The 25369-nt window shown below is 60.5% G+C and carries 27 protein-coding genes, 1 tRNA gene and 1 other annotated feature; of the genes, 22 read left to right on the top strand and 6 right to left on the bottom strand.

The genetic code is table 11. From position 1 onward, the window contains the following. Positions 1 to 127: 127 nt before the first annotated feature. The 5 genes from AXW79_RS04195 to AXW79_RS04175 form a co-directional block, all read right to left on the bottom strand. Complete coding sequence (locus tag AXW79_RS04195) at positions 128 to 2071, bottom strand: methyl-accepting chemotaxis protein (RefSeq protein ID WP_011899016.1); 1944 nt, start codon at positions 2069 to 2071, stop codon at positions 128 to 130. Between the two features lie 95 nt (positions 2072 to 2166). Next, positions 2167 to 3066 (bottom strand): DMT family transporter, encoded by a 900-nt coding sequence (locus AXW79_RS04190; protein WP_005311894.1) that lies wholly within the window; start codon positions 3064 to 3066, stop codon positions 2167 to 2169. A 100-nt stretch (positions 3067 to 3166) separates the two neighbouring features. Beyond that, positions 3167 to 4213, bottom strand: a complete 1047-nt coding sequence (locus AXW79_RS04185) for a PQQ-dependent sugar dehydrogenase (RefSeq protein ID WP_005311896.1) — start codon at positions 4211 to 4213, stop codon at positions 3167 to 3169. A 264-nt stretch (positions 4214 to 4477) separates the two neighbouring features. Further along, positions 4478 to 4554 (bottom strand) — tRNA-Arg (locus AXW79_RS04180). Positions 4555 to 4604: 50 nt separating this feature from the next. Beyond that, the gene (locus AXW79_RS04175) at positions 4605 to 5759 is read right to left on the bottom strand and encodes a flagellar assembly protein FlgT (RefSeq protein WP_005311897.1); all 1155 of its coding nucleotides are present in this window, start codon (positions 5757 to 5759) and stop codon (positions 4605 to 4607) included. A 194-nt stretch (positions 5760 to 5953) separates the two neighbouring features. On the opposite strand from AXW79_RS04175, the gene AXW79_RS04170 reads away from it, so the two are divergent. Together AXW79_RS04170 and AXW79_RS04165 are read left to right on the top strand one after the other, a co-directional pair. Beyond that, positions 5954 to 6574 carry a FlgO family outer membrane protein gene (locus AXW79_RS04170; RefSeq protein ID WP_005311899.1) on the top strand — a complete coding sequence of 207 codons (621 nt, stop codon included), beginning with the start codon at positions 5954 to 5956 and terminating at the stop codon, positions 6572 to 6574. 16 nt (positions 6575 to 6590) lie between these two features. Further along, positions 6591 to 7019 (top strand): LPP20 family lipoprotein, encoded by a 429-nt coding sequence (locus tag AXW79_RS04165; RefSeq protein WP_005311901.1) that lies wholly within the window; start codon positions 6591 to 6593, stop codon positions 7017 to 7019. 70 nt (positions 7020 to 7089) lie between these two features. Here the strand turns inward: AXW79_RS04165 and pheA are convergent, their stop codons facing one another. Next, the gene (gene pheA / locus AXW79_RS04160) at positions 7090 to 8262 is read right to left on the bottom strand and encodes a prephenate dehydratase (protein WP_005311903.1); all 1173 of its coding nucleotides are present in this window, start codon (positions 8260 to 8262) and stop codon (positions 7090 to 7092) included. A 38-nt stretch (positions 8263 to 8300) separates the two neighbouring features. Then, positions 8301 to 8423: a sequence feature (Phe leader region), on the bottom strand. Positions 8424 to 8593: 170 nt separating this feature from the next. On the opposite strand from pheA, the gene AXW79_RS04155 reads away from it, so the two are divergent. The 20 genes from AXW79_RS04155 to AXW79_RS04060 all read left to right on the top strand — a co-directional run bounded on the left by AXW79_RS04155 (position 8594) and on the right by AXW79_RS04060 (position 25302). Beyond that, a complete protein-coding gene (locus AXW79_RS04155; RefSeq protein ID WP_034282456.1) occupies positions 8594 to 9190 on the top strand; it encodes an HAD family hydrolase in 597 nt (198 codons plus the stop codon). 31 nt (positions 9191 to 9221) lie between these two features. Next, positions 9222 to 9500, top strand: a complete 279-nt coding sequence (locus AXW79_RS04150) for a DUF6482 family protein (RefSeq protein ID WP_005311907.1) — start codon at positions 9222 to 9224, stop codon at positions 9498 to 9500. 44 nt (positions 9501 to 9544) lie between these two features. Next, positions 9545 to 10405, top strand: coding sequence for an adenine nucleotide alpha-hydrolase family protein (locus tag AXW79_RS04145; RefSeq protein WP_011899015.1), 861 nt, complete (start codon positions 9545 to 9547; stop codon positions 10403 to 10405). Between the two features lie 105 nt (positions 10406 to 10510). After that, positions 10511 to 11059, top strand: a complete 549-nt coding sequence (locus AXW79_RS04140; protein ID WP_005311910.1) for a DUF3157 family protein — start codon at positions 10511 to 10513, stop codon at positions 11057 to 11059. A 189-nt stretch (positions 11060 to 11248) separates the two neighbouring features. Next, positions 11249 to 11878, top strand: coding sequence for an outer membrane beta-barrel protein (locus AXW79_RS04135; protein WP_005311912.1), 630 nt, complete (start codon positions 11249 to 11251; stop codon positions 11876 to 11878). Positions 11879 to 12061: 183 nt separating this feature from the next. Beyond that, positions 12062 to 13006: a YbgA family protein gene (locus tag AXW79_RS04130; RefSeq protein WP_005311915.1), complete on the top strand. Its 945-nt coding sequence runs from the start codon at positions 12062 to 12064 to the stop codon at positions 13004 to 13006. 61 nt (positions 13007 to 13067) lie between these two features. Next, entirely contained in the window at positions 13068 to 13967 is a 900-nt protein-coding gene (locus AXW79_RS04125; protein ID WP_005311917.1) for a MerR family transcriptional regulator, read from the top strand. Beyond that, on the top strand, positions 13964 to 15385 hold the full coding sequence (phrB, locus tag AXW79_RS04120; RefSeq protein WP_005311919.1) for a deoxyribodipyrimidine photo-lyase: 1422 nt from the start codon (positions 13964 to 13966) through the stop codon (positions 15383 to 15385). The genes AXW79_RS04125 and phrB overlap by 4 nt, the downstream gene beginning before the upstream one ends. Position 15386: 1 nt before the next feature. After that, positions 15387 to 15815, top strand: coding sequence for a nuclear transport factor 2 family protein (locus tag AXW79_RS04115; protein WP_005311921.1), 429 nt, complete (start codon positions 15387 to 15389; stop codon positions 15813 to 15815). Then, entirely contained in the window at positions 15812 to 16546 is a 735-nt protein-coding gene (locus tag AXW79_RS04110) for an SDR family NAD(P)-dependent oxidoreductase (RefSeq protein WP_005311923.1), read from the top strand. The genes AXW79_RS04115 and AXW79_RS04110 overlap by 4 nt, the downstream gene beginning before the upstream one ends. Continuing rightward, positions 16543 to 17802: an NAD(P)/FAD-dependent oxidoreductase gene (locus AXW79_RS04105; RefSeq protein WP_005311925.1), complete on the top strand. Its 1260-nt coding sequence runs from the start codon at positions 16543 to 16545 to the stop codon at positions 17800 to 17802. The genes AXW79_RS04110 and AXW79_RS04105 overlap by 4 nt, the downstream gene beginning before the upstream one ends. Continuing rightward, complete coding sequence (locus AXW79_RS04100) at positions 17799 to 18551, top strand: DUF1365 domain-containing protein (RefSeq protein ID WP_005311927.1); 753 nt, start codon at positions 17799 to 17801, stop codon at positions 18549 to 18551. The genes AXW79_RS04105 and AXW79_RS04100 overlap by 4 nt, the downstream gene beginning before the upstream one ends. 121 nt (positions 18552 to 18672) lie before the next feature. Then, positions 18673 to 19929, top strand: a complete 1257-nt coding sequence (locus tag AXW79_RS04095) for an SAM-dependent methyltransferase (protein WP_005311930.1) — start codon at positions 18673 to 18675, stop codon at positions 19927 to 19929. Positions 19930 to 19931: 2 nt separating this feature from the next. After that, positions 19932 to 20411, top strand: a complete 480-nt coding sequence (locus AXW79_RS04090; RefSeq protein ID WP_005311932.1) for a DUF2878 domain-containing protein — start codon at positions 19932 to 19934, stop codon at positions 20409 to 20411. Next, on the top strand, positions 20408 to 20626 hold the full coding sequence (locus tag AXW79_RS04085) for a TIGR02450 family Trp-rich protein (protein ID WP_005311934.1): 219 nt from the start codon (positions 20408 to 20410) through the stop codon (positions 20624 to 20626). The genes AXW79_RS04090 and AXW79_RS04085 overlap by 4 nt, the downstream gene beginning before the upstream one ends. Then, positions 20583 to 21125, top strand: a complete 543-nt coding sequence (locus AXW79_RS04080) for a chalcone isomerase family protein (protein WP_011899013.1) — start codon at positions 20583 to 20585, stop codon at positions 21123 to 21125. Before AXW79_RS04085 ends, AXW79_RS04080 begins: the two co-directional genes overlap by 44 nt. Before the next feature lie 14 nt (positions 21126 to 21139). Next, positions 21140 to 21682, top strand: a complete 543-nt coding sequence (locus AXW79_RS04075; protein WP_005311938.1) for a DUF3833 domain-containing protein — start codon at positions 21140 to 21142, stop codon at positions 21680 to 21682. 131 nt (positions 21683 to 21813) lie between these two features. Next, on the top strand, positions 21814 to 22281 hold the full coding sequence (locus AXW79_RS04070; protein ID WP_005311940.1) for a Dps family protein: 468 nt from the start codon (positions 21814 to 21816) through the stop codon (positions 22279 to 22281). Between the two features lie 217 nt (positions 22282 to 22498). Continuing rightward, positions 22499 to 24148, top strand: a complete 1650-nt coding sequence (hcp, locus tag AXW79_RS04065) for a hydroxylamine reductase (protein ID WP_005311942.1) — start codon at positions 22499 to 22501, stop codon at positions 24146 to 24148. Between the two features lie 134 nt (positions 24149 to 24282). Then, the gene (locus AXW79_RS04060; protein WP_005311943.1) at positions 24283 to 25302 is read left to right on the top strand and encodes a hybrid-cluster NAD(P)-dependent oxidoreductase; all 1020 of its coding nucleotides are present in this window, start codon (positions 24283 to 24285) and stop codon (positions 25300 to 25302) included. Positions 25303 to 25369: the final 67 nt, after the last annotated feature.

Below are 25369 nucleotides of genomic sequence, written 5' to 3'. Positions count from 1 at the left end.
TCTTACAAGGGGCATAACTTTTTTCGTTAACCTGCATGCAACAGATAATTTTGTGGCACAAAAAAAGATATGCCCCCGCGTCGGGACGCGGGGGCAGGGCGTTGGGGAGGGGAGTCCAGCGGCTGATTCAGGCCTGATGGCCGAGAATGCGGGGGATCTGGCTGGCTTGATGATGGATGTGTTCAGACACCTGAACCGAGAGCCGGCTGCCCTGGCGGGCGTGCTGGCTGATGCGAGCGATCAGGTCGGCGAAGCTGGCCAGCTTGTGCTCCTGGCTCTTGGCGTTGTCCGCCCCTTGCAGGGCGATGACGGCTGTGCTGCGCGCCATCTCTCTCACCGCCTGGGTGGTCTGGCGCAACTGCTCCGCCTGCTGGCGCTGGGCGGCTGCTTCTGTGGTGATCCGCGCCAGCACAGTGCCGAGTTGATCGCCGGATTGGGTGAGTCGCACCAGGATCTCGGTGATCTGGCCAAGGGAGCGCTGGGTATCGGCGGAGAGGTGGCGCACCTCGTCGGCCACCACCGCAAAACCGCGCCCCTGCTCGCCGGCCCTGGCCGCTTCGATGGCCGCATTGAGCGCCAGCAGGTTGGTTTGCTGGGCGATGTGGCCTATCACGTCGACGATGGCGGTGACGTCATCCACCGAACGCTTGAGCTGGGTCAGGGCGACGTCGCTTTCATCGATGGCAAGACCGGTCTGGGCGGTGGCCTGCAACATGCCCCCTACCAGCAGCTCGCTCTGGCTCATGGAGTGTTCGTTGTGCTGGGCATGCTGCGCTATCTCGGCGGCCACCTGATGGACCTCGCCGGCCAGCTGGTTCAACTCGCTCATCATCAAGTCGCTCTCGTCCACCGCCTGCTCGGTCGTGCGGGTGCTGTGGTGGATCTCTTCGACCTGATTGACCATGCCCTGCAGGCTCAATGAGACCGCCGACAGTTGGCCCTCTTTCTGCTGCTGATCCAGTTGCAGGCGAACGATGAGCCGGTTGTAGCTCTCGACTATGTCGCTGAGTTCGTTGCGCTCGCGCCCCGGGGGCAGGGTTTCGGCCTGGCCTGTTTCGTCAAGTTGCAGAAAAGCACCGCGCAGCCGCAGCAGCGGTTTGACCAGCCAGCGACGCTGCACCAGTGCAAACAGCAGGGCGACCAGCACCAGACAGAGCGCCAGACTGCCGAGGATGAGAGCCAGCTCCTGGTTGACGGCCTGCCGCCCGGCGGTGAGCTGCGCCCCCATCTCCCCGCTTGCTTGCAGCATGCGAGTGATGTCCTGTTGCACTGCCTGGTGAGCCGCCTGTTGTTGTTGCAGCGCCTTGCGGCTGTTTTCCAGCTCTTGCGGATAGCGCTTGAGCAGGGAGAGCAGTTCGCTGCGCGGCTGGGCGCCGAGCTCTTTGCGCACCGGTTCGCCCAGGGTGAATTCATCGGCGGGGGGGGCCTCAAACAGGCTAAGCGGCGGCAGGGCGGCCAGTTGCTCAGCCTGCTTTTGCAAGGCGGCGAGCTCGAATTGCAGCCCCTCCAGCAGTTTGGGGCTGGCCTGCTCCATGTAGTTCTGGCGCAGGTGGCCCAGCCCCGGCAGGGCAGCCAGCAGATCGGCCGCCCCTTTGCGGTAAGCCTCGGCACTGGCCTGATCCGTACCCGGAACCATGGCTCCCTGCTGGCCGTAGCGCAGCAGCGCCCTGGCCTGGGTGGTCAGTTCGTTCTCGGCATTTTGCAACAGCCACTGGCTGTTGCCAGAGAGCTTGCCCGCCGCCAGATAATCGCCATCGATACGCTCTCCCATCTTCTCGAGCAGGGCGCGCAGCGGGGCTGTCAGCTGTTCATCCTGCTGTGCCAGTTGGCCGAGCGCCAGCTGACGCACCGTCTGGGCTTCGGCCAGGCGCAGGGGATCGCCGCTGCTCAGGTAGTCGCGCAAGGTGCCTTGCAGGGTATCGGTCAGCCGTTGTTGCAGCCGTTCATGTTGATGCTGGGCTTGCTCGGCCTGATCCAGCTGTTGCCAGCCATGAAACAGGGCGCCGACCTGTACGCCAGCGACCAGCAGCAGTACCAGGGAGGAGAGGGAGGCATAGTGGGCAATTTTCACGTCAGGATTCCTGCTTGAGCCAGGGGACTGGAAGTCGCCGTGAGCTTAAGCAGGAAAGATGGCGTTTTTATGACATCCGGTTCATGACTGCGAAGTCATGACAATGATGATGCGGGCTCCTCCTGCTTGCGGGCCGCAGGTGACTTGCCCAGCATGCCAAGCAGGGCCCCACCCATGATGAAGGCACCGGCCAGCAGATGGCGGGAAGTCAGCTCCTCTCCGTTGAGCAGCACCAGCAACAGTGTACTCAGCAGCGGTGTCAGGTAGGCAAGCGCCCCGATGCGGCGCGGATCCCCGTCCCGCAATGCCAGATACCAGGTAACGAAGGCCGCACCCATGGGGCCGAGGGCGAGCCCGACGATGAGCCACCAGTCGTCGGCGGGGATCTGCGCAATGGGCAGCGGCCCTTCCAGCCACCAGGCGAGCAGCAACGCCAGTAGTCCGGCGGGCAGGCAGGCCGCAGCCGTCACCACGGCCGGTGCAGGTGGCAGACGGCGGGAGAGCACCGAATAGGCCCCCCAGATGATGGCGGCACCCAGTGCCAGCAGGTAGCCAGGCAGATAGGCGACCTGCAGTTGCAACTCGCCGTTGACCATCACCAGTACGGATCCGGCCAGACCGAGCGCGCCGGCCAGCAAGTGACGGCTGTGCAGCGGGTGACCGGGCAGCAGCAAGGGGGTGAACAGTATGATGAAGAGGGGCCAGAGGTAGTTGATGAGGTTCGCCTCCAGCACGGGGGCGTGCCGAAAGCTCATGAACAGCAGCAGGTGATAGAGCAGCAGCGCTGTGATGGTCACCAGCCAGCTGACCGGACGGGCCCGCCACTGGCGCCAGAACGGCAGGGCGCCGACGCCACAGAAAAACAGCACCAGGCCCACCAGCACCAGTGGCGACACGCTGGTGACCCGGGAGGTGAGCGCCGCCAGCGAGGCCCACAGCAGTATGGTCAACAGCGCAAGGCCGGTGGACTTGTCCCACCACGAAGAACCCGACATCCAACACTCCTTTGCAAGATGAATAAGATGAATAAAAAGAGGGCCAGTCTAGCAGACTGACCCTCCCTCCTGACCATCCCTGTTTTGGTCTGGTTGTCGACTATTTACTGGCGGAGCGCTGGATCACTTCCCCCGCTTTTTCGATATCCCTGCCGACACCACTGACGGTGTTGCAGCCCATCAAGAGGGCGCAGCAGAGCAGCAGCCCATATTTCATCTTGTCTCCCTCCATCTTCAGGCGCAACAGGGCCTGACCCCGCAAGGCACCGACCAGCAGGTCTCCCTGCCACGCCTTGAATAGGGTGCCTTGATAAAACGTCATGCCGGAGGGGGCGATGGAGGGGACCCAGATCCACTTCGGCGGCACCATGCCGGGGGCCGCAGTGCCCGAACCAATTTTGCCGCCGCCATACTCTTCGCCAAAACTGACGCTGGGCCAGCCATAGTTGCGGCCGGGCTGGATCAGGTTGACCTCATCGCCGCCCTGGGGACCGTGTTCGTGGGCCCAGAACTGGCCTGTGACGGGGTGCAGGGCAGCCCCCTGCATGTTGCGATGACCCAGACTCCAGATCTCGGGCAGGGCTCCGGCGTGCTGCACAAAGGGGTTGTCTTGTGGCACCCGGCCATCGAGATGCAGGCGTATGGTCTTGCCCAGGTGATTATCGAGGGACTGGGCCTGATCCCGCCCCCGATAGCGGTCTCCCAGCGTGATATAGAGGTAGCCATCGTCCCCCGTCAGCAGCCTGGAACCAAAGTGGGCACTCCCGCCCATTTTCGGCTGCTGGCGAAACAGCAGTTGCCACTGGTGCAGTTGGTCATCTTGCAATCTGGCACGGGCCACTGCCGTGCCAGCACCGCCCTGACCCGGTTCGCTGTAGCTCAGATAGATCCAGCCCTCCTTGTCCTGGGCCAGGTCGAGCAATCCCCCCTGGCCGGCATTGGCGATGGGAGGCAGTCCCTGCACCGCATGGCGCTTCCCTTGCGGGTCGATGCGCAGCAAACGGCCTGTCCGTTCGCTGATCAGAAACTCCCCGCCAGGCAACAGCACCAGACCCCAGGGATGGGAAAGCCCCTCGACCAGCGGGGTCAGGGTGATGGCCCGGACAGGCGCTATCAGACAGAGCAACACTACCAGCAACCTGAACATGTGGGCCTCCTTTACAGCGAGCGGTCAAAATACAGGTTTCCGGGTTGGGTCAATATCGCTGAACATCGCTGAAGTATAGAGAGACGTGACAGAAGAATCAGGAGCAATGCGCCCTGTACGAGCCGGGATTTAGGGAGTGTCTGTCAGATGTCTGGTGTGTGTTGACGAAGAAGGGGAGTGAAAGGTTTGCGCTTTTGGGTTGACGATGAAGAGTTCATACAACAAGGGGTTGGCACCATGACGATGCCAACCCCTTGTTTTATATGGTGCTCCCGACTGGAGTCGAACCAGTGGCCTGTCCCTTAGGAGGGGACCGCTCTATCCTACTGAGCTACGGGAGCTTTGTGGCGGGCATTATACAAGAAGCCGCTCCCTTTTAAACCCTTGATTCTTATTCCAATACTGCCAGATCCCCGATCTGGATGTTAAACGGTGAATATTTGTTCTGGCTGCTGATGATGGCGCCATCCTCGAACACCTGTACCACTTCGAACAGGCCGTCGGCCGGGTTGCGCATCATGCGGGATTTGCCGTAAGGATCGATGAAGTCGGCGCTGTGCTGGATGCGGTACTGATCCCCCAGCCTGACGCCGTTGCGTCGGCCGAGATTGATGTGGGGGCCCCGCTCGTTCTGACCTATCACCCGGGCGGTAACCGGGGCACAGTTCAGTTGGGCAACCAGATCCTGCACCGCTTCCTGCAACTGATAATTCACCTCCTGGCCATAACTCGATTGCCAGAACTGGCCGCTGCTGCTGCCGACCTGATCCCGCTTGCCGAAGGTCCAGTTGGCACGCCCCTGATACTCCTTGCGGCTGATCAGGCTGCCGTTGATGCCATCGAACAGGTAGAGCTGCATGCGAAAATTGCGGATAGGGTCTTCATACCAGCTGGTCAGCTGGTTGCCCTGAGGCTCGAGGGAGAGGTCGTCTATGCTGCCGAGCACCAGATACTGGCTGTCGGTGCGCAGGCTGAGGGCCTTGATCTCCTCCAGGGCGCTGCGATCCCCCTGTTGCAGGTGGAGCGGGTCGATGCGCAGGTTCTCGTCCAGCCACTGACGGGCTGCCACGCCTTGCGGTGCGTTGGCCAGGGTCTCGAACATGCGGCGTGACAGGTTGGCAGGCATGTCATCGAGGGCGCCATGGCTCGCCTGATCCGGATAGCGCAGCCGCAGCCTGACCAGTGTCAAATCCTTGGCGTAATGCTGGGTCTGGCAGATCTGACGTTCGGCCTGGATATCGGCCTGTACCGTGATGTACATGCGGCCGTTGCGCACCTCTTCCCGTTTGAGCCGGTACTGGCGAATGTCGCCACCGGAGCGGATCTGGATCTGCTCGGATCGCAGGCTGCCGTTTTCCAGGCGCTGTATGCTGGAGACGGCAGCGCCGCTCGCCAGCAGGGCCTGGCGCAGGGCGTCGCGGGTCGCCTGCTCACGGGCATAGGCCTCGTCGCCCCCCAAAATGGCGGCACTGCCCTGGGCTTCGATAAGCTCGGCCCGGGCTGACAGGCTGGCCAGCAGCAGGATTAACAGCAGCGGTAATTTCATGACAAACACCTTGAATATGCGGGTCGGCGCATTCACTCCTGTCGAAGTGACGGCGCCGGCCGATACAGACCACAGAACCGTGTCAGTTGCACAGCACACTGCAAATCAAAAGCAAGATTCATGCCTCATTCCTGACTCAAGCTTTGGCCGGTCGAACCGATAACGAATCAGGTGCAGATACAGGAAAGGTATCCATGAACAAACTCATCACGGCGTTGGCCCTTGCGCTGGCCCTGACCAGCTGTAGTTCCGACCCCATCAATCGGGATCAGGGTGACCCTCGCCAGGCCGCTGCTGGCATGGAGCTCAACTGGCTGGTGGCCCGCATGACCGATCAGTTGATGGAGCGCAAGTCGCTCACGACCCTGACCGAGCCCATCGCTGTCTCCTCCTTCGTCGATCTCGATACCCTGCAGGACACCAACTGGATGGGGCAGCAGATTGAGGAGAGCTTTATTTACGAGCTGAACCGCCGTGGGGAAGTGGTGGTGGACTTCAAGATGACCGGCAGCATCAAGGTAACCCCTCAGGGTGACTTCGTGATGAGCCGCAATTACAAGGACCTTTCCCCCCGTCTGCCCATCTCCCGCATCCTGACCGGCACCTTCAGCCGCAATGGCAAGGGGATCCTGGTCAATGCCCGCATCATAGATCTGCGGACCAAGATGGTGGAGACCACAGCCCAGAGCCTGATACCGCAAAAATACCTGTTTGGCGCCAATAATTCGTTCGGCCGGGCCTCCATCAACCGTGGTTATCTGATGCGCGATAGTCAGGCGCGTCCCGGCGGCCATCTGGTCAACCTGACGCCCTGATATAGGAGTGATCACAATGAAAATCCTGTTTGGATGCCTGCTGGCCCTGCTGCTGACCGCATGCAGTGGCAATCGGGTGGTCAACTACGGCGGCGGCAACAACAAGCCCGATGACTTTCCGGTGCTCAAGGCGGTCGGATATGCGGTGATCGATATCCAGCCCGGCCCGTCCCAGTCAGAGAAGATGCTGCAAGCCATCCGGGCCTCCAAGATGGATGCCTACCGCGAACTGGCCGAGCAGCTTAACGGCCAGCAGGTGCGCGGGCAGAGCAGCTACAAGGACCTGACTCAGACCTCCAATTCGCTGGATGTGTCCGTGGCCGGCATGGTGCGCGGCGCCCGGGTGGTGGCCTCCTATCCCCGTGGCAATACCTATGCCACCGAGATGGAGCTCGATACCCGTGCCCTCTATAACATCAACCAGTTGATGGCGGGTCAGTTCTGACGGCGTGCCGAGCTGAGGTAAAAACAAAAAAGGCGAACATAATGTTCGCCTTTTTTGTTTGCAGTTACGGTCAGTTGCCCATCAGGACCGGCGGCACTGTGGTCGGCTTGACGTCTTCGCTCGGGTAGCAGCCGAGCACCTTGATGTAGCGGGTGAGCTTGGTCAGCTCGATCAATGCGGCTTGCATGGCCGGCGTCTGCAGGTTGGCGGACACATCCAGATAGAACATCTCTTCCCAGGGGTTGCCCTGTACCGGCCGGGATTCGAGCTTGGTCATGTTGATCTCGTTGTTGCGCAGCACCAGCAGCGCTTCCACCAGGGAACCCGGTTTCTGGGAGGTGGACATGATGAGGGTGGTCTTGGCCGGAATTTGCGGCGCTACGTCGATGGGCTTGCGCGCCACTACGATGAAGCGGCTGTAGTTCTCCTTCTGGTTGGCGAGCTGTTCGGCCAGCACGTTCAGGCCATAGAGCTCACCGCCGGCTGCGCTGCCGATGGCGGCGGCATCGGGGCTGGCCAGCTCTTTCACCTTCATCATGGCGCTGGAAGAAGAATCGCAGATCTCGTGGCGCGCCCCTTCCAGCTTGCTCAGGTAGTGGGAGCACTGCTGGAACACCTGAGGGTGGGCATAGAAGGTTTTGATGCGACCCAGCTCGGTCGGCACTGCGGTGAGGATGCAGTGCTCTATGGGGTAGGTCAGCTCACCGACGATGGAGAGGCTGGTGTGCTGCATCACATCGTACACCTCGTTGATGGAGCCCGAGCTGGTGTTCTCGATGGGCAAGACGCCAAAGGCAGCGCGCCCTGACTCCACCGCATCCAGCACCTCGCGGAAGTTCTGGCAATTCACCTCTATCACCTGATCCTTGTAGCGGGCCAGATACTTGCGGGCCGCCAGGCTGGAGTAAGAGCCGTGCGGGCCCAGATAGGCGACGCTGGTCATGGGCTCCTGCTGCTCCGGGTTGATCAGGCTCTGCAGATAAGCCTGCTGGGAGAGCACCGAATCTTCGATGATGGTGTGGTAGATGCGGGTGATGTACTGGGCATCCAGCCCCAGCAGCCGGCCCTGCTGGATCAGGGCGACCAGCAAGTCCTGCTCGCGCTGGGTATCGCGAATGGGACGGGGATTGGCCTGCTTGGCACGGGCGACCTCGATACTGAGAGTCTTGCGCTTGGCCAGCAGGGCAAGCAGCTCCTGATCCAACCGGGTGATGTCTTGTCTGATCTCGTCGAGCGTAGCCATGATTGTTCCCTATCCAAGTAATCGATTGTTGTAGCTGCAAAAAAAAGCCTCCACTAGGGGAGGCTCGATTCGTCTTTGGTTGCTGTTCACGCGACGACAGGGCCTTCCCTCATGTGGGCCGGATAAACGAGAAAGCAAAGAAGAATGGTGCGTGCATAGGTCTTGTCCTGAAAATATCGTCATAACCATTAAGGGATTTGGACCCTGGATGCAAGTAAAACTTGCCCGTGGGGTGCGAACGGAGCAGGGTATTTGCTGGCTCTGGCCGGGGCGCTAAAGAGCTGGATTGGCACTGTCAGCCTAGCGGCAGAGGCATATGGAGGAAGTGAACATGGCGATTATTTTCGATCTGGGGCGGGTGGTGGTGAGTTGGGATCCTGTGGCCATAGTGAGTTCGGTGCGAGGACCGGACGGCGCTGAGGCGCTGGCGGAGCGGCTGTTCAACCACCCGGACTGGCTGGAAGTGGACAGGGGCACGCTGTCACTGCATACCATGGCCCGTCAGGCGCAGGAGCGTACAGGTTTGTCAGCGGCAGAGAATCTCACCATTTTGCAGGCTGTGCCCGCTTCGCTCTTGCCGGATCCCGCTATGCTGACCCTGATAGCCGAGCTGCATGGTGCAGGCCACACTCTCTATGCGCTCTCCAATATGGGTCATGCCAGCATCGACTGGCTGGAGCAGCAGCCGTTCTGGCGCTTCTTCAGCGGCAAGGTGGTGTCGGCGCGGGTGCGGATGATAAAGCCGGAGCCGGATATTTACCGCTACCTGCTGGTGTCGTTTGATTTGAAGGCCGACGAGTGTCTGTTTATCGATGACAGCCCCGCCAATGTGGCCGCTGCCGAAGCGCTGGGGATCAGGGGCATGGTGTTTACCGATGCGCACAGCTGTCGTCAGCAGCTGTTATCGCTGGGCTATCTGCCCGGTTGAGCTGACTGTCAGGAATGCTCGAGGAGAAGTCATGGAGCATGGCCGGTTTCGCAATTGGTTGAGTCACTATCCGGATGCCGGCTTGCTGATTGCCTGCAAGGATGGCAGCGGTTACCAGCTCTGCGTCGATGTGGATGGCGAGATGCAATGTCTCACCGACAGTGAGGGGGCACGGCTGACATTCGGCTCCCTCGAACAGGCCGAAGGCTTCTTGCGAGCACATAGAGTGCATCAGGCGAAACTGCGGATTTATGACTCCATTCAAGATGAAAATGAAGATAATTGTCATGAAATTATAATTAAATTCTGATTAAACTTGTTTTTTAAGGGTGTATTCAGGATTGCACCGGCACAATGGCCGCCAATTCATCATCCGGTGCTGTCGTTATGGCTGCCAATATAGTTGTGCTGAATCGAGGATTTCAGACCAGGGAACAGTCACTTATCGAGACCCTGGCCAGTTACGGCGAGCTGGTGGTCTCCTTTTCTGGCCGACTGGAATCCTGCTACAGCATGGATTTGTGCCGTGCCAGCGGCGTCCGGATCCGGGCCATCACTCTGGACAGCCCGACCCGCCACCGCAAGGAGATAGCGCGGGCCAAGCGCTATTGCCAGCGCTACGGTATCGAGCAGATCGTCATCAAGACCGACGAGATGATCTTCTGCGATCATCTGCGTCACCTCAACGAGGTCATCGACCCTGTGCGCTATATATGCCACCTCATGGCGCAGGAAACCGACTGGAGCCATCTGCCCATGCTGTTGCCCGCACCGGTCGAGGAGCAACAGGAGTACCTGCGTCGTTTTGGCAGCCTGCCGGCCAACACCCTCTGGCTGTTTGCCGAGCAGGGCATGACCCACAGGGATTTTCGCTATGGTTTCAACAAGCGACAATTGGGGCGCTGGGGCAAGAGTGCCTATGGCTGCTTGAGCCGCCGTTTCTCCGATCCCGAGCTGGTGGACAAGCATCATCTGCGGATGGTGGACATGGCGGAGCAGATGCTGGCCGACATGGGGCTGGAGGAGGTGCAGGTGTTCTTTCATACCCTCTCCGATCAGGCGACCACCCTGGCGCGGGTGAGGGTGCCACCGAAGCTTCGTGCTCAGGCCTTTGATCTGCAACCGGATATCCTTAATGCCCTCAAGAGCACAGAGTTCGATCTGGTGACCCTGGACATGGTGCAGGAAGAGGAGCGACAGGAGTCTCTGCGCTGAGACGAGCGCCACGGCAGAGGACAAGAACGTGAGTCGTGTCATAGGCAAGCCGGAGCCGACTCTTTATACTGACGCCCTTTTCCATCGACGCCGAGCCATCATCCTATGAAACCCTTGTCCCGCCTGCTGGTTGCCCTCTGCCTGTCCCCCTTGTTGGCTCAGGCCGCCCCCATGACCCAGGTGACCCTGCCGGATGGCCGCCAGGTGCAGCTCAACGATGACTTCACCTGGGAATATCTGCTGATCAAGCCGACGGCGAGCGGCGAGAGGGCCACGGGCTCGGTTGCCGTGCCTGTGCTGACCGAGCAGGCGATGACCAATCCGGATCTGCTGGCTCAGGCGGTCAAGGACAGCATCGGCGTCAAGCTCGACAAGGTCGAGGGCACGGATCCCTTGTTGCTGCAATTTACCGTGAGCAACACCGGCACCCGCAGCGTGGTGCGGGTGCGTGGCACTGTCACCCTGTTCAGCGAACAGGGTGCGCAGCTGGCCAGACAGGAGGCCCGTTTCTGGGTCGGCGAGAACCGTCTGCCGGAATCCTATCTGCGCAAGGGGCAGCAGCGTCCCTCCCTGGTGCTCGAGATGCCGCGCCCGGCCGGCCTGACCGGCAAACCCCTGGTGCGGGTCGAGATTGAGGAAGTGGAGTTTCGCTAAGCCCTTGCCAAACAGGCTCCATAACGGAGCCTGTTTCAGTTCAATTGTTAACCCGGTAACCGCCAGCAACAGTTGCTTACATCTGACATGATTTGGCAACAGCTTGCCGCTCGGTATTCTGCACGCCCCTCGGCACAATGACTCCATTCCAGCTAGGTCTCAACTAGCTCAACACGAGGAGTCATCAAAATGAAAAAAGTTGCACTTTCTGTTCTGGTTCTGGCCGGTTTCGCTTCTACTTCCGCTCTGGCACAGGATGCCTTCAGCTACGCCAAGGGCGGCCTGACCTGGGCCCACACCAAATCCGACTACATCGGTGGCAAAGACAGCAACAACCGCGACTTCGGTGGTCTGAACCTGGACGTCTCCAAGAGCTTCGGTTCCAATTTCTATGGCCGCATGGGCAGTGAATACACCTCCCGCAACGACGGCAATGACAGCATGGGCATCTCCAGCCTGGGTCTGGGTGTCTACACCCCGCTGAGCACGGGTCTGAACCTGTACGGTGAAGCGGGTCTGATGGGTTACACCATGGAGCGCCAGCAGGCTGCCAACGTGAACAACACTGGCTGGGACAACATCAACCGCAAGAACAGTGGCAGCATGTATGGTGAAGTGGGCCTGCGCTATGACATTGGCGCCGTCGAGCTCTCCACCGGCTACCGTTACGCCAACATGACCGACGACATGCAGGACTTCAAAGTGGGCGCCGCCTACAAGGTGAGCCAGAACCTGGCCCTTACCGCCGACTACACCTATCGCAACTGGGATCTGCAAAAAGGTTCCATCTCCAGCCTGGGTGTGAAGTACAGCTTCTGATCTTCCCTCCCGTAGTGTCTTGATTGCTTGCCCATGACGTCAGTCATGGGCTTTTTGGTTTCTGGTGATCCAGATGTCGCCCTTGCGCCGTATTCAGTCCGCAATAGTTATACAGCTTCCATTATTTTGTATAACTGCTATAACTGCTATAACTGAATCAAGGCTTATACAAGGAGTGCCAACATGTACAAGATTAAAGTCGGTATCAGTGCCTGCTTGCTGGGACAGGAAGTGCGGTTCGATGGGGGCCACAAGCGCTCCAGTTTCTGCGAACGGGATCTTGGCGCTCACTTTGACTATCACCCCGTCTGTCCCGAGATGGCCATTGGTTTGGGATCGCCCCGCGCCGCCATCCGGCTGGTCAAGCGCAACGGCGAAATACGCGCCGAGGCGAGCAACGGCAGCTTCGATGTCACCGAACAGCTGATCGCCTTCAGCGAGCAGAAGGCTCGCCAGCTCGACTTCATCTCAGGCTATATCCTCTGCGCCAAGTCACCCAGTTGTGGCATGGAACGGGTGCGCATCTATGGCGCCAACAACGAGGGGAGTGCCAAGGAAGGGATTGGCCTGTTTGCCAAGGCGTTGATGGAAGCCAATCCCCTGCTGCCGGTGGAGGAAGACGGTCGGCTGTGCGATCCCATACTGCGGGAAAATTTCGTGCTGCGGGTCTTCGCCTACCACGACTGGCAGCAACTCTGCGCTCAGGGGCTGACGGCCGCGGCGCTGATCCGGTTCCACTCCCGCTACAAGTATCTGGTGCTCTCTCACGCCACTACCCACTATCGGGCGCTGGGCAAACTGCTTGGCAACCTCGGCAAGGTCAACTTGCAGGAGGTGGCCGACAGTTATATCAAGGGGCTGATGACAGCGCTGACCCTGAGAGCCAATCGCCGCAGCCACACCAATGTGCTGATGCACCTGCAGGGCTACTTCAAGCGGGTATTGACTCCTTCCCAGAAGCAGGAGCTGGCCGAGACCATCGACAAGTACCGTACCGGCATTTTCCCGCTGCTGGTGCCGCTGACCCTGATCCGCCACTACCTGCGCGAATACCCCAATCCCTATCTGTCCGGGCAGGTTTATCTCAATCCTCATCCCGATACGCTCAAGCTGCGCTACGGGCTCTGATCCCTGTTTTGCGACCCCGGCCCCTTGGGCCGGGGCGCCCCATAGATTGATGGAAGTCGTTATGTCTGACCAACCCAAACAAGATGATGTCACCCAGCCAGATGAGGGGATCTATCCTATCCGCGACGTTTCCCGCCTGACCGGTGTCAACCCCGTCACCCTGCGCGCCTGGCAGCGCCGTTACGGCCTGGTGCAACCGGCCCGTACCGAGAAGGGGCACCGCCTCTACAGCGAGCAGGATATTCGCCAGATTGGCGAGATCCTGAGCTGGCTGGAGCGGGGGGTGAGCATAGGTCAGGTCAAGGGACTGTTGAGTGAGCCTCAGACCCAGCTGGTCAGCGATCACTGGCAGCAGACCCTGGAGCAGATCAGCCAGGCTGTGCTTGGTTTTAATCAGCGCAAGGTGGAGGCGCAGCTTAACGAACTGCTGGCGAGCTACCCGTTCGAGCTGGTGCGCAACCGGGTGCTGCAACCCTTGGTGGATCAACTGCTCGGCCTGTGGCGTGAGCGGCCCGATGGCGAGCTGCTGCAACAGGTCTGGCTGGGCTGGCTCCATACCCGCTTCGCTCGCCACCTCATCGAACAAGAGAAGGGACGCCCGGTTACCCTCGCAAGCTGGGGGCAGCTTGGTCCCCTCGACTTGGTCTGGAGCGCCTATGAGCTGGTAAGCCAGGGTTATGAGGTGCAACTGCTGGGGGCCGTCGAGCCCAGGCTGGCCACCTTGCTCGAAGGACGTGCTACGACGCCCTGGCTGGTGTTGCTGGGTGCCGGACTTGGCAAGCAGGAGCTGACCGCCAGCTGGCCCGATGGTACTTGTCTGTTTGGTGAGCTGGGCAGTCTCTATGACGCCCAGTGGCTGGCGACCCAGGGGTGGCAGCCCACCCTTGCCGACTGGCTGGCTGCACAGTCGGCAGAGACGCCAGTCCAGGGTAAGCGCACTCGCGGGAGGAAGGCATCATGAAGCTGGTCTGGTTTCGCAATGACTTGCGCCTCGCCGACAATCCGGCTTTGCGACACGCTTGCGCCGAGGCGGGAGAGGTGGCAGCCCTGTTTGTCATCTCTCCGACCCAGTGGCAGCAGCACAAGATGGCCCCCATCCGTCAGCAGTTCCTGTTGGCGCAGGTGGATGAGCTGGGCAAGGCGCTGGCGGCGCTCGGCATCCCGCTCCATCTGCTGCGAGTGGAGACCTTTGCCGAGATGCCAACGGCGTTGGCGAGCCTCAGCCGCGAGCTGGGTGTCAGCCAGCTGTATGCCAATCAGGCCATCGAGATCGACGAGCAGCGCCGCGACCTGGCCGTCAGCGCCATGCTGGCCGAACAGGAGGTGAGCTGCCACTGGTTCAACGGCTGCTGCGTGCTGCCACCGGGACGGGTGCTGACCGGGTCGGGGGAGATGTTCAAGGTCTTTACCCCCTTCAGCCGCGCCTGGCTCAAGGCGCTGGAGGAGGATGGCTTCGTCATTCATCGCGCTCCCGCTCCGCGCGCCGAGCCGCTGCCGTGGCAACCGTTGACCGAGAGGGAATGGAGCTATGGGGCGCTCGGCGAAGTAACGCCGGATCCCCGCTGGCCAGTGGGAGAGGCGGAAGCTCAGCGCCGTCTGCACGCTTTTCTGGAACCGGCGGTGCTTGACTATGAGGAGACCCGGGACTTTCCGGCGCAGGCAGGCACCTCCATCCTCTCGCCTTATCTGGCCGCTGGCATCATAAGTCCGCGCCAGTGCGTCGGGGTGCTGCAACAACGGCTTGGCCACCGGCCTCAATCCAAGGCGCAACCCGGTTTCGTCTGGCTCAACGAACTTGTCTGGCGCGAATTTTATCGTCATCTGCTGGTGCTGGTGCCAACCCTCTCCATGAACCTGCCCTTCAAACCCGAGACAGCGACCTTGCCCTGGAGCTGGGATCCCGTGGCCTTTGCCGCCTGGTGCGAGGGACGTACCGGTTATCCCATCGTCGATGCGGCCATGCGCTGCCTCCATGCCACCGGTTGGATGCACAACCGGCTGCGGATGATAGTGGCGAGTTTCCTCACCAAGGATCTGCATATCCACTGGCGCCTCGGGGAAGATTACTTCATGAGCCAGCTGATTGACGGCGATCTGGCGGCCAACAACGGTGGCTGGCAATGGGCCGCAGGCACGGGCGCCGATGCGGCCCCCTACTTTCGGGTGTTCAATCCCACCACTCAGGGGCAACGATTTGATCCACAAGGAGACTTTATCCGTACCTGGGTAACTGAACTGGCCGATATTCCCGCCGCCTACGTGCATCAGCCCCATGACTGGTTGAGACTCAAAGGAGGAAGGGGGTATCCGGCACCCATGGTGGATCACGCCCTTGCACGGGTGAAAGCCATCGAGATGTTTCGAAATCTGGAGAAATAGGATGAAGGAGCCGCTGGCCCGCTTTATTGCCCTTTACCAGCAACTGGACAAGCAGCAACTGCACCGCTTGCCAGAGGTTTATGCCGAGCAGGTGATCTTCATCGATCCGGCGCACCGCATCGACGGGCTGGCCGCGCTCACCGACTACTTTGCTGCCATGTACCAGCGCCTCGCTTATTGCCGCTTCGAGATAACCAGCCAGCAGCAACAGGGTCGTGAGGCCTGGATCAGCTGGGTCATGACCTTCTCTCACCCAAGACTGGCCTCGGGTCAGCCGGTGAGGGTTGAGGGGGCCACCCGGCTTGAGTTCGACGACGCAGACAAGGTGTGTCTGCATCGCGACTACTTCGATCTCGGCGCCATGCTCTATGAGCAGTTGCCGCTGCTGGGCGCCCTGGTGCGCACCATCAAGGGGAGGTTGGGATCATGAGCGGACGTGTACTGATCACGGGTGCCAGCTCCGGGCTGGGTCGCCAGTTGGCGATGGATTACCGGCAGGCGGGCTGGCAAGTATGGGGTTGTGGTCGCGATGGCGAGCGGCTGGCGCAGTTGGCCCGTGACGGCATCACCCCCTTGCAGTTCGATGCACGGGATGCGGCTGCCATGGCAGAGGTGGCGGCCAGCTTGCCACCCCTCGATCTGCTGATCCTCAATGCGGGCAACTGCGAGTACATGGATGTGGCGGATGGCTTTGACGGCGAACTGTTCGCCAGGGTGATCGAGACCAACCTCATCGCTACCGGCCATGCGCTTGCCGCCTTTTTGCCGCTGCTTGGCGAGGGCGCGCGGCTCGCCATCGTCAGCTCGTCGGTTAGCTGGTTGCCGCTGCCAAGGGCCGAAGCCTATGGCGCCTCCAAGGCGGCACTCGACTATCTGGCCGCTACCCTGCGACTCGATCTCAAGGCCAGGAGAATCGCCGTGACCCTGATCCGCCCCGGTTTTGTACAGACGCCGCTTACCGCCAAGAATGATTTTCCCATGCCTTGTCTGGTGCCGGTGGAGCAAGCCTCCCGGCTCATCATGACCGGGCTTGCTGCGGGTCGGCATCAGATCCACTTCCCCAGCCGCTTTATCTGGCTGCTGCGCGCGCTGGGGGCGCTGCCGGTGTGGTTGTGGCTGCGCCTTGGCAGCTCGCTTGTTTCGAAAGGACGCCATTCATGAAGAAAAAGATTGCCATCGTCGGCTCGGGTATCTCGGGCCTCACCGCCGGTTTTCTCTTGCACAGGTTGCACGACGTTACCCTGTTTGAGGCCGCGCCCACTCTGGGCGGCCACACGGCTACCGTCGATGTGAACCAGGGTGGTCGCAGCTATGCCATCGACACCGGCTTTATCGTATTCAACGATCGCACCTATCCCAATTTCCTCAAATTGCTGGAGCGGATCGGCGTGGCGCGCCAGGACGCCGAGATGAGCTTTTCGGTGAAAAGCCCGGAGGGGCTCGAGTACAACGGCCACAACCTGGATACCCTGTTTGCCCAGCGCAGCAATTTGCTGAGCCCGGGTTTTTACCGCTTCGTCGCCGAGATCCTGCGTTTCAACCGGGAAGCGCGCGCCTGGCTGGCCGACAGTCAACGGCAGCAAGATAGTCCTGAGCTGACACTCGGGGATTTCTTGCTGGTGGGGGATTTCAGTGACTACTTCGCCCGCCACTACATTCTGCCCATGGGGGCGGCCATCTGGTCATCCACCTTGGCGGACATGCGCGCCTTTCCCCTTGGCTTTTTCCTGCGTTTTTTTGCCAACCATGGCCTGCTCGATGTGGCCAATCGCCCTCAGTGGTACGTGATCCCCGGCGGCTCGCGGGAGTACATAGGCCCGCTGACCGCAGGTTGGCAACAGCAGATCCGCCTCGCTTGCCCGGTGCAGGGGATCCGGCGCCTGGCCGAGGGGGTGCTGATCCAAAGCAGCTATGGCGAGGAGCAGTTTGACGAGGTGATCCTCGCCTGCCACAGCGATCAGGCGCTGGCCCTGTTGCAGGATGTCAGCGAGCGGGAGCAGGCGATTCTGGGCGACATGGCCTATCAGGCCAACGATGTCTGGCTCCATACCGATGTCAGCTGTTTGCCCACTCGCCGCAAGGCCTGGGCCAGCTGGAACTATCAGCTGGACGGGGACGACGAGGCGCGGCCGCTGGTGAGCTACAACATGAACATATTGCAGGGGGTGAATTCACCGCAGCCCTTCTGCGTCAGCCTCAATCCCAAAGGAAAGGTGGACGAGAGCAAGGTGCTGCGCCGCTTCGTTTATCACCACCCTGTGTTCAATCAGGCATCCATCCAGGCGCAGCAGGCGCGCCTGGAGATCTGTGGTCAGCATCACACCCACTTTTGCGGTGCCTACTGGTACAACGGTTTTCATGAAGACGGGGTGCGCAGCGCACTGGACGTCGCCAGACGCTTCGGAGCCGAGCTATGAGTGCTGTCACCATGGCTCAGACAGTCAGCGCCATCTGGCAGGGCTCGGTGCGCCATCGCCGCTTTGCACCCAGGGCCCACGCCTTCTCCTACAGCCTCTTCATGCTGGGGCTGGATCTTGACGAGCTGCCGAGCCTCAGCCAGGGGCGCTGGTTCGGCGTGGAGCGGGCTGGGTTGCTCTCCTTTCATCGCAAAGACTATCTCAAAGGCAGCGAGGGGAGCCTCAAGCAGGCGGTGTGGCACAAGGTGGCAGAGCTGGGGGGCACAGCCGAGCCGGACGGGCGAGTGCTGCTGCTCGGCAATGTACGCTGCATGGGCTTTTACTTCAGCCCGGTCAACTTCTACTTCTGCTACCGGCAGGGTGAGGCGCGTTACCTGCTGGCCGAGGTGTCGAACACCCCCTGGAACGAGCGTCACTATTACCTGCTGGATCTGGCGGCGCTGGCGCCCCACGACAAGGATTTTCACGTCTCCCCGTTTATGGGGCTGGCCATGCGCTACCACTGGCGCATTCGCCCACCGGAGCAGGAGACATTGATCCACATAGAGAGTCATCCCCAGTCCGGCGAGGCCAAGTTGTTTGACGCGACCCTGGCGCTGAGCCGCGAGCCCCTGTCCCGCAAGGGACTGATGGCGCTGCTCGCTCGCTGGCCCTGGATGACCCTGAAGGTGCTGCTCGGTATCTACTGGCAGGCCCTGCGTCTTTTTATCAAGCGAACACCTATTTTCAGCCATCCGGAGACGCGCTAATGGAGCAGATACAATCCACTCCCGCAGCCTCAATTTCCTATCCGGAGGCCAGCTCAATTCATGAAGCAGATTCAATTCAGACTCTCTGCCACTTATTCTTCAGCCATCCGGAGACTCGCTAATGGAACTGGTGCAATCAACAAGTTCGGCCTCTTTCATCGATAAAGGCGCAAGGCAACTGCTGCTCAAGCTGCTGGGGCGTCTCGAGCACGGTCAACTGCTGCTGCGGGACGGCAGCGATCGTCATAGTTTCGGGGTGGCGGGCACTGACCTGCACGCCGAAGTGGTGGTAAAGGATCCGGCCTTCTATCGCCGCTTGTTGCTGGGAGGCAGCATTGCCGCCGGTGAAACCTGGGTAGAAGGGCTTTGGACCAGCCCGGATCCGGTGGCGCTGGTGCGCTTGCTGGCCCGCAACATGTCACTGCTCGACAGCCTGGAGCGGCGGCTCAGTTGGCTGAGTTTCCCCTTCAACAAGGCGCGCCACTGGCTCAATCGCAATACCCTGACAGGTTCACGATCCAACATCGCCGCCCACTACGATCTGGGCAATACCCTCTATCAGGGTTTTCTCGATAGCCATATGCAGTATTCGAGTGCCATCTATCCGGGGACAGAGTCCACTCTGGAGGAGGCACAGCAGGCCAAGCTGCATACCATCTGCGAGCGCCTGGAGCTGGGACCGGACGATCACCTGCTGGAGATAGGCACAGGCTGGGGCGGGCTGGCCATTTATGCGGCCCGTCACTATGGCTGCCGGGTGACCACGACGACCATCTCCCAGGCCCAGCATGACTATGCGCGCGAGTGGATCGAGCGTGAGGGACTCGGGGATCGCATCACCTTGCTGCTGGAGGATTATCGCAAACTGGAGGGGACCTTCGACAAGCTGGTCTCCATCGAGATGATAGAGGCGGTGGGCCACGCCTTCCTGCCCGATTACTTCCGCCAGTTGTCACGTTTGCTCAAACCCGGTGGCCGCCTGCTTATTCAGGCAATCACCATTGCCGATCAGCGCCACGCCCAGTATGTGCGCAGTGTCGACTTCATCCAGCGTTACATCTTTCCGGGCGGCTGCCTGCCGAGTGTCTCCCAGATGGCGGGACTGATTGCCCGCGAGACCGACATGCAGCTGGTGCGGCTGCATGATCACGGTCATCACTATGCCCGCACCCTGGCGCACTGGTGCGAGCGCTTTCTGGCGCTGGCCCCCGAGCTGCCCAAGCTGGGTTACAGCCAGGATTTCATCCGGTTGTGGCACTTCTATTTCGCCTATTGCGAGGGGGGCTTCTGGGAGCGGGCCATCAGTCTGGTCCAGCTGGAGGCGGCCAAACCAGGACCAACGGGCTGGCGGGGTGATGTGCCAGTGAGCGGTCACTGACCATGTGGCAGTGGGCCCATCTGCTGGGGTTCAACCTCTACTGGCTGCTGGCGGTGAAATGGCAGCAGCCGGGTCCGCTGCTGTTGATGCTGCTGCTCCACTTCATCTTCTCACCAAGCCGCAAGGGGGATCTGCGGCTATTGCCGGTGGCCCTGGCCGGTTGTCTGCTCGATGGCCTGCTCTGGCAACTGGGGCTGTTTCAATTCCCGGCTGGCTTTCCTCTCTGGCTGGTGCTGCTGTGGCTGGGATTTGCCTTGAGTCTCAGCCATGGACTGCGCTGGTTGCGCCCCTTGCCCCGCTGGCAGCAGGCGCTGTTTGGCATGGCGGGTGGCGCCTCCTCCTATGTGGCGGGAGCGGCCATGGGCGCAGTACACTTACCCTGGGGCATCTGGATCAGCACAGCGCTATTGGCGGTGATCTGGATGTGGTGGTTACCCGTACTCCTGTGGGTAACGGTCAAGCTTGAGGGTGAATCAAGATGAACACCTTTTCGACCGACGCCTTGTTGTTTTCCAAGTGGACCAAAGAGAGCCAGCACGAGCTGACCGAGCGTTACTATCTGGTGGTTGCCTGCCAGCGTGATGCTCAGGGGCGATTGGCGCGCGTGGTGATGCAGGATATCAACACCTTGCTGGAACAGGAGATGGATTGGCATGAACTGGAAGATCCCGCGAATTGGCACATGGGGTGGAATTAGCCTCCTGATTGCCGCGCTTGGCGCCATGATGGCACTCTCTGCACAGGCCTCTGCCGCCCCCTGGCAACAGCTGCGCACGGTCGGACAGGGGGAGATGAACTGGCTCTGGTTCAAACTCTATGATGCCACCTTCTACAGCCAGAGTGGCCGCTATCAGCCTGGCCACTATCCTCAGGCACTGACCCTCACCTACGCCAGAGATATCGAACGGGATGACCTGCTGACCGCCACCGCAGAGGAGTGGCAACGGCTGGGGCTTGGCAGCGAGACGCAGCGCCAGCAGTGGCTTGGGCAACTGGCAGTCTTCTGGCCCGATGTGGCGGCGGGGGACACACTGACCTTCTATGTGGATGAAGCCGGGGTTGGCCACTTCTGGTGGCAGTACAAACCCCTCGGTACTCTTCCTGATCCACAATTTGCGGCCGCCTTTCTGGCCATCTGGCTTGCCGACAACAGTCGCGATCCTGCCCTTACCCGCCGCCTGCGCGGCCAACTCTGATGCTGGAGTACTCAATGTCTTTCTATCGTTGCTGTCGTTTTCTGCTCTTGTTGCCACTCCTGTTGCTCACTGGCTGTGGTGCCAGTTTGGATGACTATCGCGGTCAGGGGCCGAACTGGGATCTCGCCCGTTTCTTCAATGGCAAACTGGTGGCTCATGGCCTGGTGACAGACCGCAGCGGCGAAGTGACCAGTCGCTTTCGGGTCGAGATGGTGGGGCGCTGGCAGGATGGCAAGGGCGAACTGTTTGAGCAGTTCTACTTTGATGACGGCCGTCAGCAGACCCGGACCTGGTTTTTGAGCAAGGGGGCCGATGGTCACTGGCGCGGTACCGCATCCGACGTAGTGGGGGAGGCGGTAGGCAAGACGGAAGGTTTTGCTCTCAACTGGCGCTATCAGCTCGATCTGGTACTGCCGGATGAGCAGGTGGTGAGGGTGAGCTTTGATGACTGGATGTACCTGCTGGATGAAGATCGCCTGATCAATCGGGCCGAGATCAGCAAATTCGGCATTCATCTGGGCGAGGTGATCCTCTATATCGAACGCACCGAAGGGTGATAAATCTGGATAATCAGCGGGTTGTCACACCAGGCGATAGCCATTCCCTATCAATCACTCAGGTAGCAACGATTACCTCTTGAGTCTGAATGGCGTTAATCTGGCTCCGTCGTCAAATCTGGAGGTGAAACATGAAAAGTCCGATTGGTCTTGATACCGTTCAATCACAAGCCCTGGCCGCCGAGCTGAACAAGTTGCTGGCCAGCTACCAGATCCTCTACATGAACGTCCGTGGCTTCCACTGGAATATCCGCGGCAATCAGTTCTTCGAACTGCACCTGAAATTTGAAGAGATCTATAACGATCTGCTGCTGAAGGTCGATGCCCTGGCTGAGCGCATCCTCACCCTGGATGGCGTGCCCATGCACAGCTTCAGCGACTACCTGAAAGTCTCTGCCATCCCGGAGCAGAAGGGGCTGCATGACGGTCGTGCCTGTGTCGAATCCCTGCTCGAGAGCTTCCGCGAGCTGCTGGTCGCCCAGCGCCGGATCCTGGGACACGCCGCTGAGGCCGGTGACGAGGGGACGGCATCCATCCTCTCCGACTATGTGCAGCAGCAGGAAAAACTGGTCTGGATGCTGCGCGCCTATCTGGCCTGACCGCTTGTTGATGTGAGTTTTGTTGTAAACCTGAGTTGTCTCTCCTTTTATCCACCCGCTTATCCACCCGCTTGCCGCCCTGTTTGGGCGGCTTTTTTGTTTTTGATCTGCATCAATGAAAACTTAATTGGCAAATTGAATGCCTATTAAGTTTTTGGCGAGGGGCATAGAATCGCCACAAAACAAGTAACTGAAATGTCCAATTAGGAGAGGCATGATGTTTTGTGTGCAATGTGAACAGACAATTCGTACCCCGGCAGGCAATGGCTGTGCTTATGCACAAGGCATGTGCGGCAAGACGGCCGAAACCTCGGATCTGCAGGATGTGCTGATCTATGCGCTGCAGGACCTCAGCGCCTGGGTGCTGGCCGCCCGCGAGCACGGCGTCATCGATAACGAGATCGATGCCTTCGTGCCCAAGGCCTTCTTCGCCACCCTCACCAACGTCAACTTCGACTCCGCCCGCATCGTTGCCTATGTCAACCAGGCGTTGGCGCATCGTCAGCAGCTGGTCGACCGTCTGGCTGCACTGGCGGTGCAAGTCACCGGCTTGCCCGAGGCCACCGGCTTCGAGCCGGGTGACGAGCTGCTCGCCCAGCTGGCCCATGCGTCGCAAACCGCGGTCAATCGCGGCAAGAGCGAGGTGCACGAAGACATCATGGGACTGCGTCTGCTCTGCCTCTACGGCCTCAAGGGGGCTGCCGCCTACATGGAACATGCCCGGGTACTGGGTCAGCAGGATAGCGAGGTAGCCGCCGAGTTCCATCGCATCATGAGCTGGCTCAGCACTGACCCGAGCGAGCTGGATTCCCTGTTCAAATGCGCTATGGAGATTGGTCTGCTCAACTTCCGTGTCATGGAGATGCTGGATCTGGGCGAAACCACGGCGTTTGGCCACCCCGAGCCGACCCAAGTGCGCGTCACACCGGTGCCGGGCAAGTGCATCCTGGTCTCCGGTCACGACATGGTGGATCTCAAGCTGATCCTGGAGCAGACCGCAGGCACTGGCATCCATGTCTACACCCACGGCGAGATGTTGCCGGCGCTGGCCTACCCCTTCTTCAAGCAGTACCCGCACCTAGTGGGCAATTACGGCTCCGCCTGGCAAAACCAGCAGAAGGAGTTTGCCAACTTCCCCGGCGCCGTTGTAATGACCTCCAACTGCATCATAGATCCCAACGTGGGCGACTATAGCGACCGCATCTTCACCCGCTCCATCGTCGGCTGGCCGGGCGTGACGCACCTCGAAGGGGACGATTTCTCCGCAGTGGTGGCAAAAGCCTTGTCGCTGGACGGTTTCAAGCACACAGAGCTCGAGCACTTCATCACCATCGGCTTTGCCCGCAATGCCCTGATGCAGGCCGCCCCGGCAGTGATTGAGAAGGTGAAAGCGGGTGAAATCAGCCACTTCTTCCTGGTGGGCGGTTGTGACGGCGACAAGGCTGAGCGCGCCTATTTCACCGAGTTTGCCAAGGCCGCCCCCAAAGACAGCCTGCTGCTCACCCTGGGCTGCGGCAAGTATAAGTTCAACAAGCTCGATTTTGGCAACATAGGCGGCATTCCCCGTCTGCTGGATGTGGGTCAGTGCAACGATGCCTACTCCGCCATCCAGCTGGCGCTGGCGCTCTCCGAGGCGTTCGAGTGTGGCGTCAATGACCTGCCGTTGACCCTGGTGCTCTCCTGGTTCGAACAGAAGGCCATCGTCATTCTGCTCACCCTGCTGGCGCTCGGTGTGAAAGACATTCGCACCGGCCCGACCGCACCGGCCTTCCTGACCCCGGCCCTGCTCAAGGTGCTGGAGGAGCAGTTCGGCCTGAAAGGGACCACCACGGCCGAAGCAGATCTCGCCGAGATCCTGGCTGCCTGAATCCGGTGATCGCGCAGGCCGTGCCGGCCTGATCATCTCAGCATGTTGTAAGCCTTTGGCGAGCCTGATGGCTCGCCTTTTTTTCAAAGACTCGTGTTTCAAAAAAACATGTTTTCAAAATGAGGAGCCTTGTGATGACCTCCACCTCTCTCACCCTGCGCTGCATCGGTCGTCGCGCCGACACCCATGATGTGGTGAGCTGGCAGTTCGCGCCCGTTGCAGGAAGCCTGCCTCCTGTGCTGGCCGGCCAGTGCGTCACTTTGCACACAGAGATAGACGGCCAGCCCATGTGCCGCGCCTATACCCTCTCCTCCAGCCCGCAGGATGCGTGCTGGCAGGTCACTATCAAGGATGTGGGGCTAGTCTCCCATCATCTGCACCAGAGTCTGCAGGTGGGGGACGAGATCCGGGTCGACGGCCCCTTCGGCGATTTCAACCTGACGGCGCTGCCCTGCGAGCGGCCGCTGCTGCTCAGCGCCGGCTCCGGCATCACCCCCATGTGGGCCATGTTGCGCGACGAGCTTGCCAAACGGCCTGAGGCGGACATCCGCTTTATCCACAGCGCCCGCTCGCCAGCGGATGTGATCTTCGCAGATGATCTGGCTGCGCTGGCCGAATCTCATCACGGCGTGCGCTACGCTTTAGTGCTGGAGAAAGTACTGGAAGAAGCGCCGACGGCTTATCCCTGGGTTGGCCGACTCAGCCCGGACATGCTGAGGGAATTGGCGCCGGACTTGCACAGCCGCCACGTTTACCTGTGCGGCCCTGCACCTTACATGGCGGCGGTGAGTAGCATGTTGGCGGAGCTGGGGTTGCCAGCGGAGCAGTTGCATCAGGAGTCGTTCGGCCTGCCTGCTGTTACATCGGGCGCGGCGCCGGTTGCGGCCGCCAGCGACCATTTCTGGCTGACCCTCAAGAAAAGCGGCAAGAAGGTGAAGATACTGCCGGGCCAGACCCTGTTGGCCGCACTGGAGGGGGCTGGCGAGACCATGATGGCCGCCTGCCGCGCCGGTGTATGTGGCGCCTGTCGCTGTAGCACGACCGGCGAAATTGAGCGCCAGAGCGTGATGACGCTGAGTGCACAGGATCTGGAGAGCGGGGTCGTACTGGCCTGCTCCTGTACCGCCAGGGGGGATGTCAGCCTCGACTATTGATGGCTTCATTGGCATCTCAAGCTTTTCCCGATGACGCAGGGCAGGTAGACTCTGCCCAGTTTCACCA

Source organism: Aeromonas salmonicida subsp. salmonicida (genome assembly GCF_001643305.1).
Taxonomy (GTDB): domain Bacteria; phylum Pseudomonadota; class Gammaproteobacteria; order Enterobacterales; family Aeromonadaceae; genus Aeromonas; species Aeromonas salmonicida.
Note: the sequence above shows the minus strand (reverse complement) of the source record. Positions and strands in the feature narration are given on the sequence as shown.

Coding starts and splice junctions, on each gene's coding strand:
- AXW79_RS04165 (WP_005311901.1), top strand. CDS start 6,591: ATGAAAATCCTGTTTGGATGCCTGCTGGCCCTGCTGCTGACCGCATGC.
- AXW79_RS04115 (WP_005311921.1), top strand. CDS start 15,387: ATGAAGGAGCCGCTGGCCCGCTTTATTGCCCTTTACCAGCAACTGGAC.
- AXW79_RS04085 (WP_005311934.1), top strand. CDS start 20,408: ATGAACACCTTTTCGACCGACGCCTTGTTGTTTTCCAAGTGGACCAAA.
- AXW79_RS04105 (WP_005311925.1), top strand. CDS start 16,543: ATGAAGAAAAAGATTGCCATCGTCGGCTCGGGTATCTCGGGCCTCACC.
- AXW79_RS04185 (WP_005311896.1), bottom strand. CDS start 4,213: ATGTTCAGGTTGCTGGTAGTGTTGCTCTGTCTGATAGCGCCTGTCCGG.
- AXW79_RS04140 (WP_005311910.1), top strand. CDS start 10,511: ATGAAACCCTTGTCCCGCCTGCTGGTTGCCCTCTGCCTGTCCCCCTTG.
- AXW79_RS04155 (WP_034282456.1), top strand. CDS start 8,594: ATGGCGATTATTTTCGATCTGGGGCGGGTGGTGGTGAGTTGGGATCCT.
- phrB (WP_005311919.1), top strand. CDS start 13,964: ATGAAGCTGGTCTGGTTTCGCAATGACTTGCGCCTCGCCGACAATCCG.
- AXW79_RS04095 (WP_005311930.1), top strand. CDS start 18,673: ATGGAACTGGTGCAATCAACAAGTTCGGCCTCTTTCATCGATAAAGGC.
- AXW79_RS04190 (WP_005311894.1), bottom strand. CDS start 3,066: ATGTCGGGTTCTTCGTGGTGGGACAAGTCCACCGGCCTTGCGCTGTTG.
- AXW79_RS04170 (WP_005311899.1), top strand. CDS start 5,954: ATGAACAAACTCATCACGGCGTTGGCCCTTGCGCTGGCCCTGACCAGC.
- AXW79_RS04090 (WP_005311932.1), top strand. CDS start 19,932: ATGTGGCAGTGGGCCCATCTGCTGGGGTTCAACCTCTACTGGCTGCTG.
- AXW79_RS04125 (WP_005311917.1), top strand. CDS start 13,068: ATGTCTGACCAACCCAAACAAGATGATGTCACCCAGCCAGATGAGGGG.
- AXW79_RS04110 (WP_005311923.1), top strand. CDS start 15,812: ATGAGCGGACGTGTACTGATCACGGGTGCCAGCTCCGGGCTGGGTCGC.
- AXW79_RS04175 (WP_005311897.1), bottom strand. CDS start 5,759: ATGAAATTACCGCTGCTGTTAATCCTGCTGCTGGCCAGCCTGTCAGCC.
- AXW79_RS04130 (WP_005311915.1), top strand. CDS start 12,062: ATGTACAAGATTAAAGTCGGTATCAGTGCCTGCTTGCTGGGACAGGAA.
- AXW79_RS04075 (WP_005311938.1), top strand. CDS start 21,140: ATGTCTTTCTATCGTTGCTGTCGTTTTCTGCTCTTGTTGCCACTCCTG.
- AXW79_RS04080 (WP_011899013.1), top strand. CDS start 20,583: ATGAACTGGAAGATCCCGCGAATTGGCACATGGGGTGGAATTAGCCTC.
- pheA (WP_005311903.1), bottom strand. CDS start 8,262: ATGGCTACGCTCGACGAGATCAGACAAGACATCACCCGGTTGGATCAG.
- hcp (WP_005311942.1), top strand. CDS start 22,499: ATGTTTTGTGTGCAATGTGAACAGACAATTCGTACCCCGGCAGGCAAT.
- AXW79_RS04145 (WP_011899015.1), top strand. CDS start 9,545: ATGGCCGCCAATTCATCATCCGGTGCTGTCGTTATGGCTGCCAATATA.
- AXW79_RS04100 (WP_005311927.1), top strand. CDS start 17,799: ATGAGTGCTGTCACCATGGCTCAGACAGTCAGCGCCATCTGGCAGGGC.
- AXW79_RS04135 (WP_005311912.1), top strand. CDS start 11,249: ATGAAAAAAGTTGCACTTTCTGTTCTGGTTCTGGCCGGTTTCGCTTCT.
- AXW79_RS04060 (WP_005311943.1), top strand. CDS start 24,283: ATGACCTCCACCTCTCTCACCCTGCGCTGCATCGGTCGTCGCGCCGAC.
- AXW79_RS04070 (WP_005311940.1), top strand. CDS start 21,814: ATGAAAAGTCCGATTGGTCTTGATACCGTTCAATCACAAGCCCTGGCC.
- AXW79_RS04150 (WP_005311907.1), top strand. CDS start 9,222: ATGGAGCATGGCCGGTTTCGCAATTGGTTGAGTCACTATCCGGATGCC.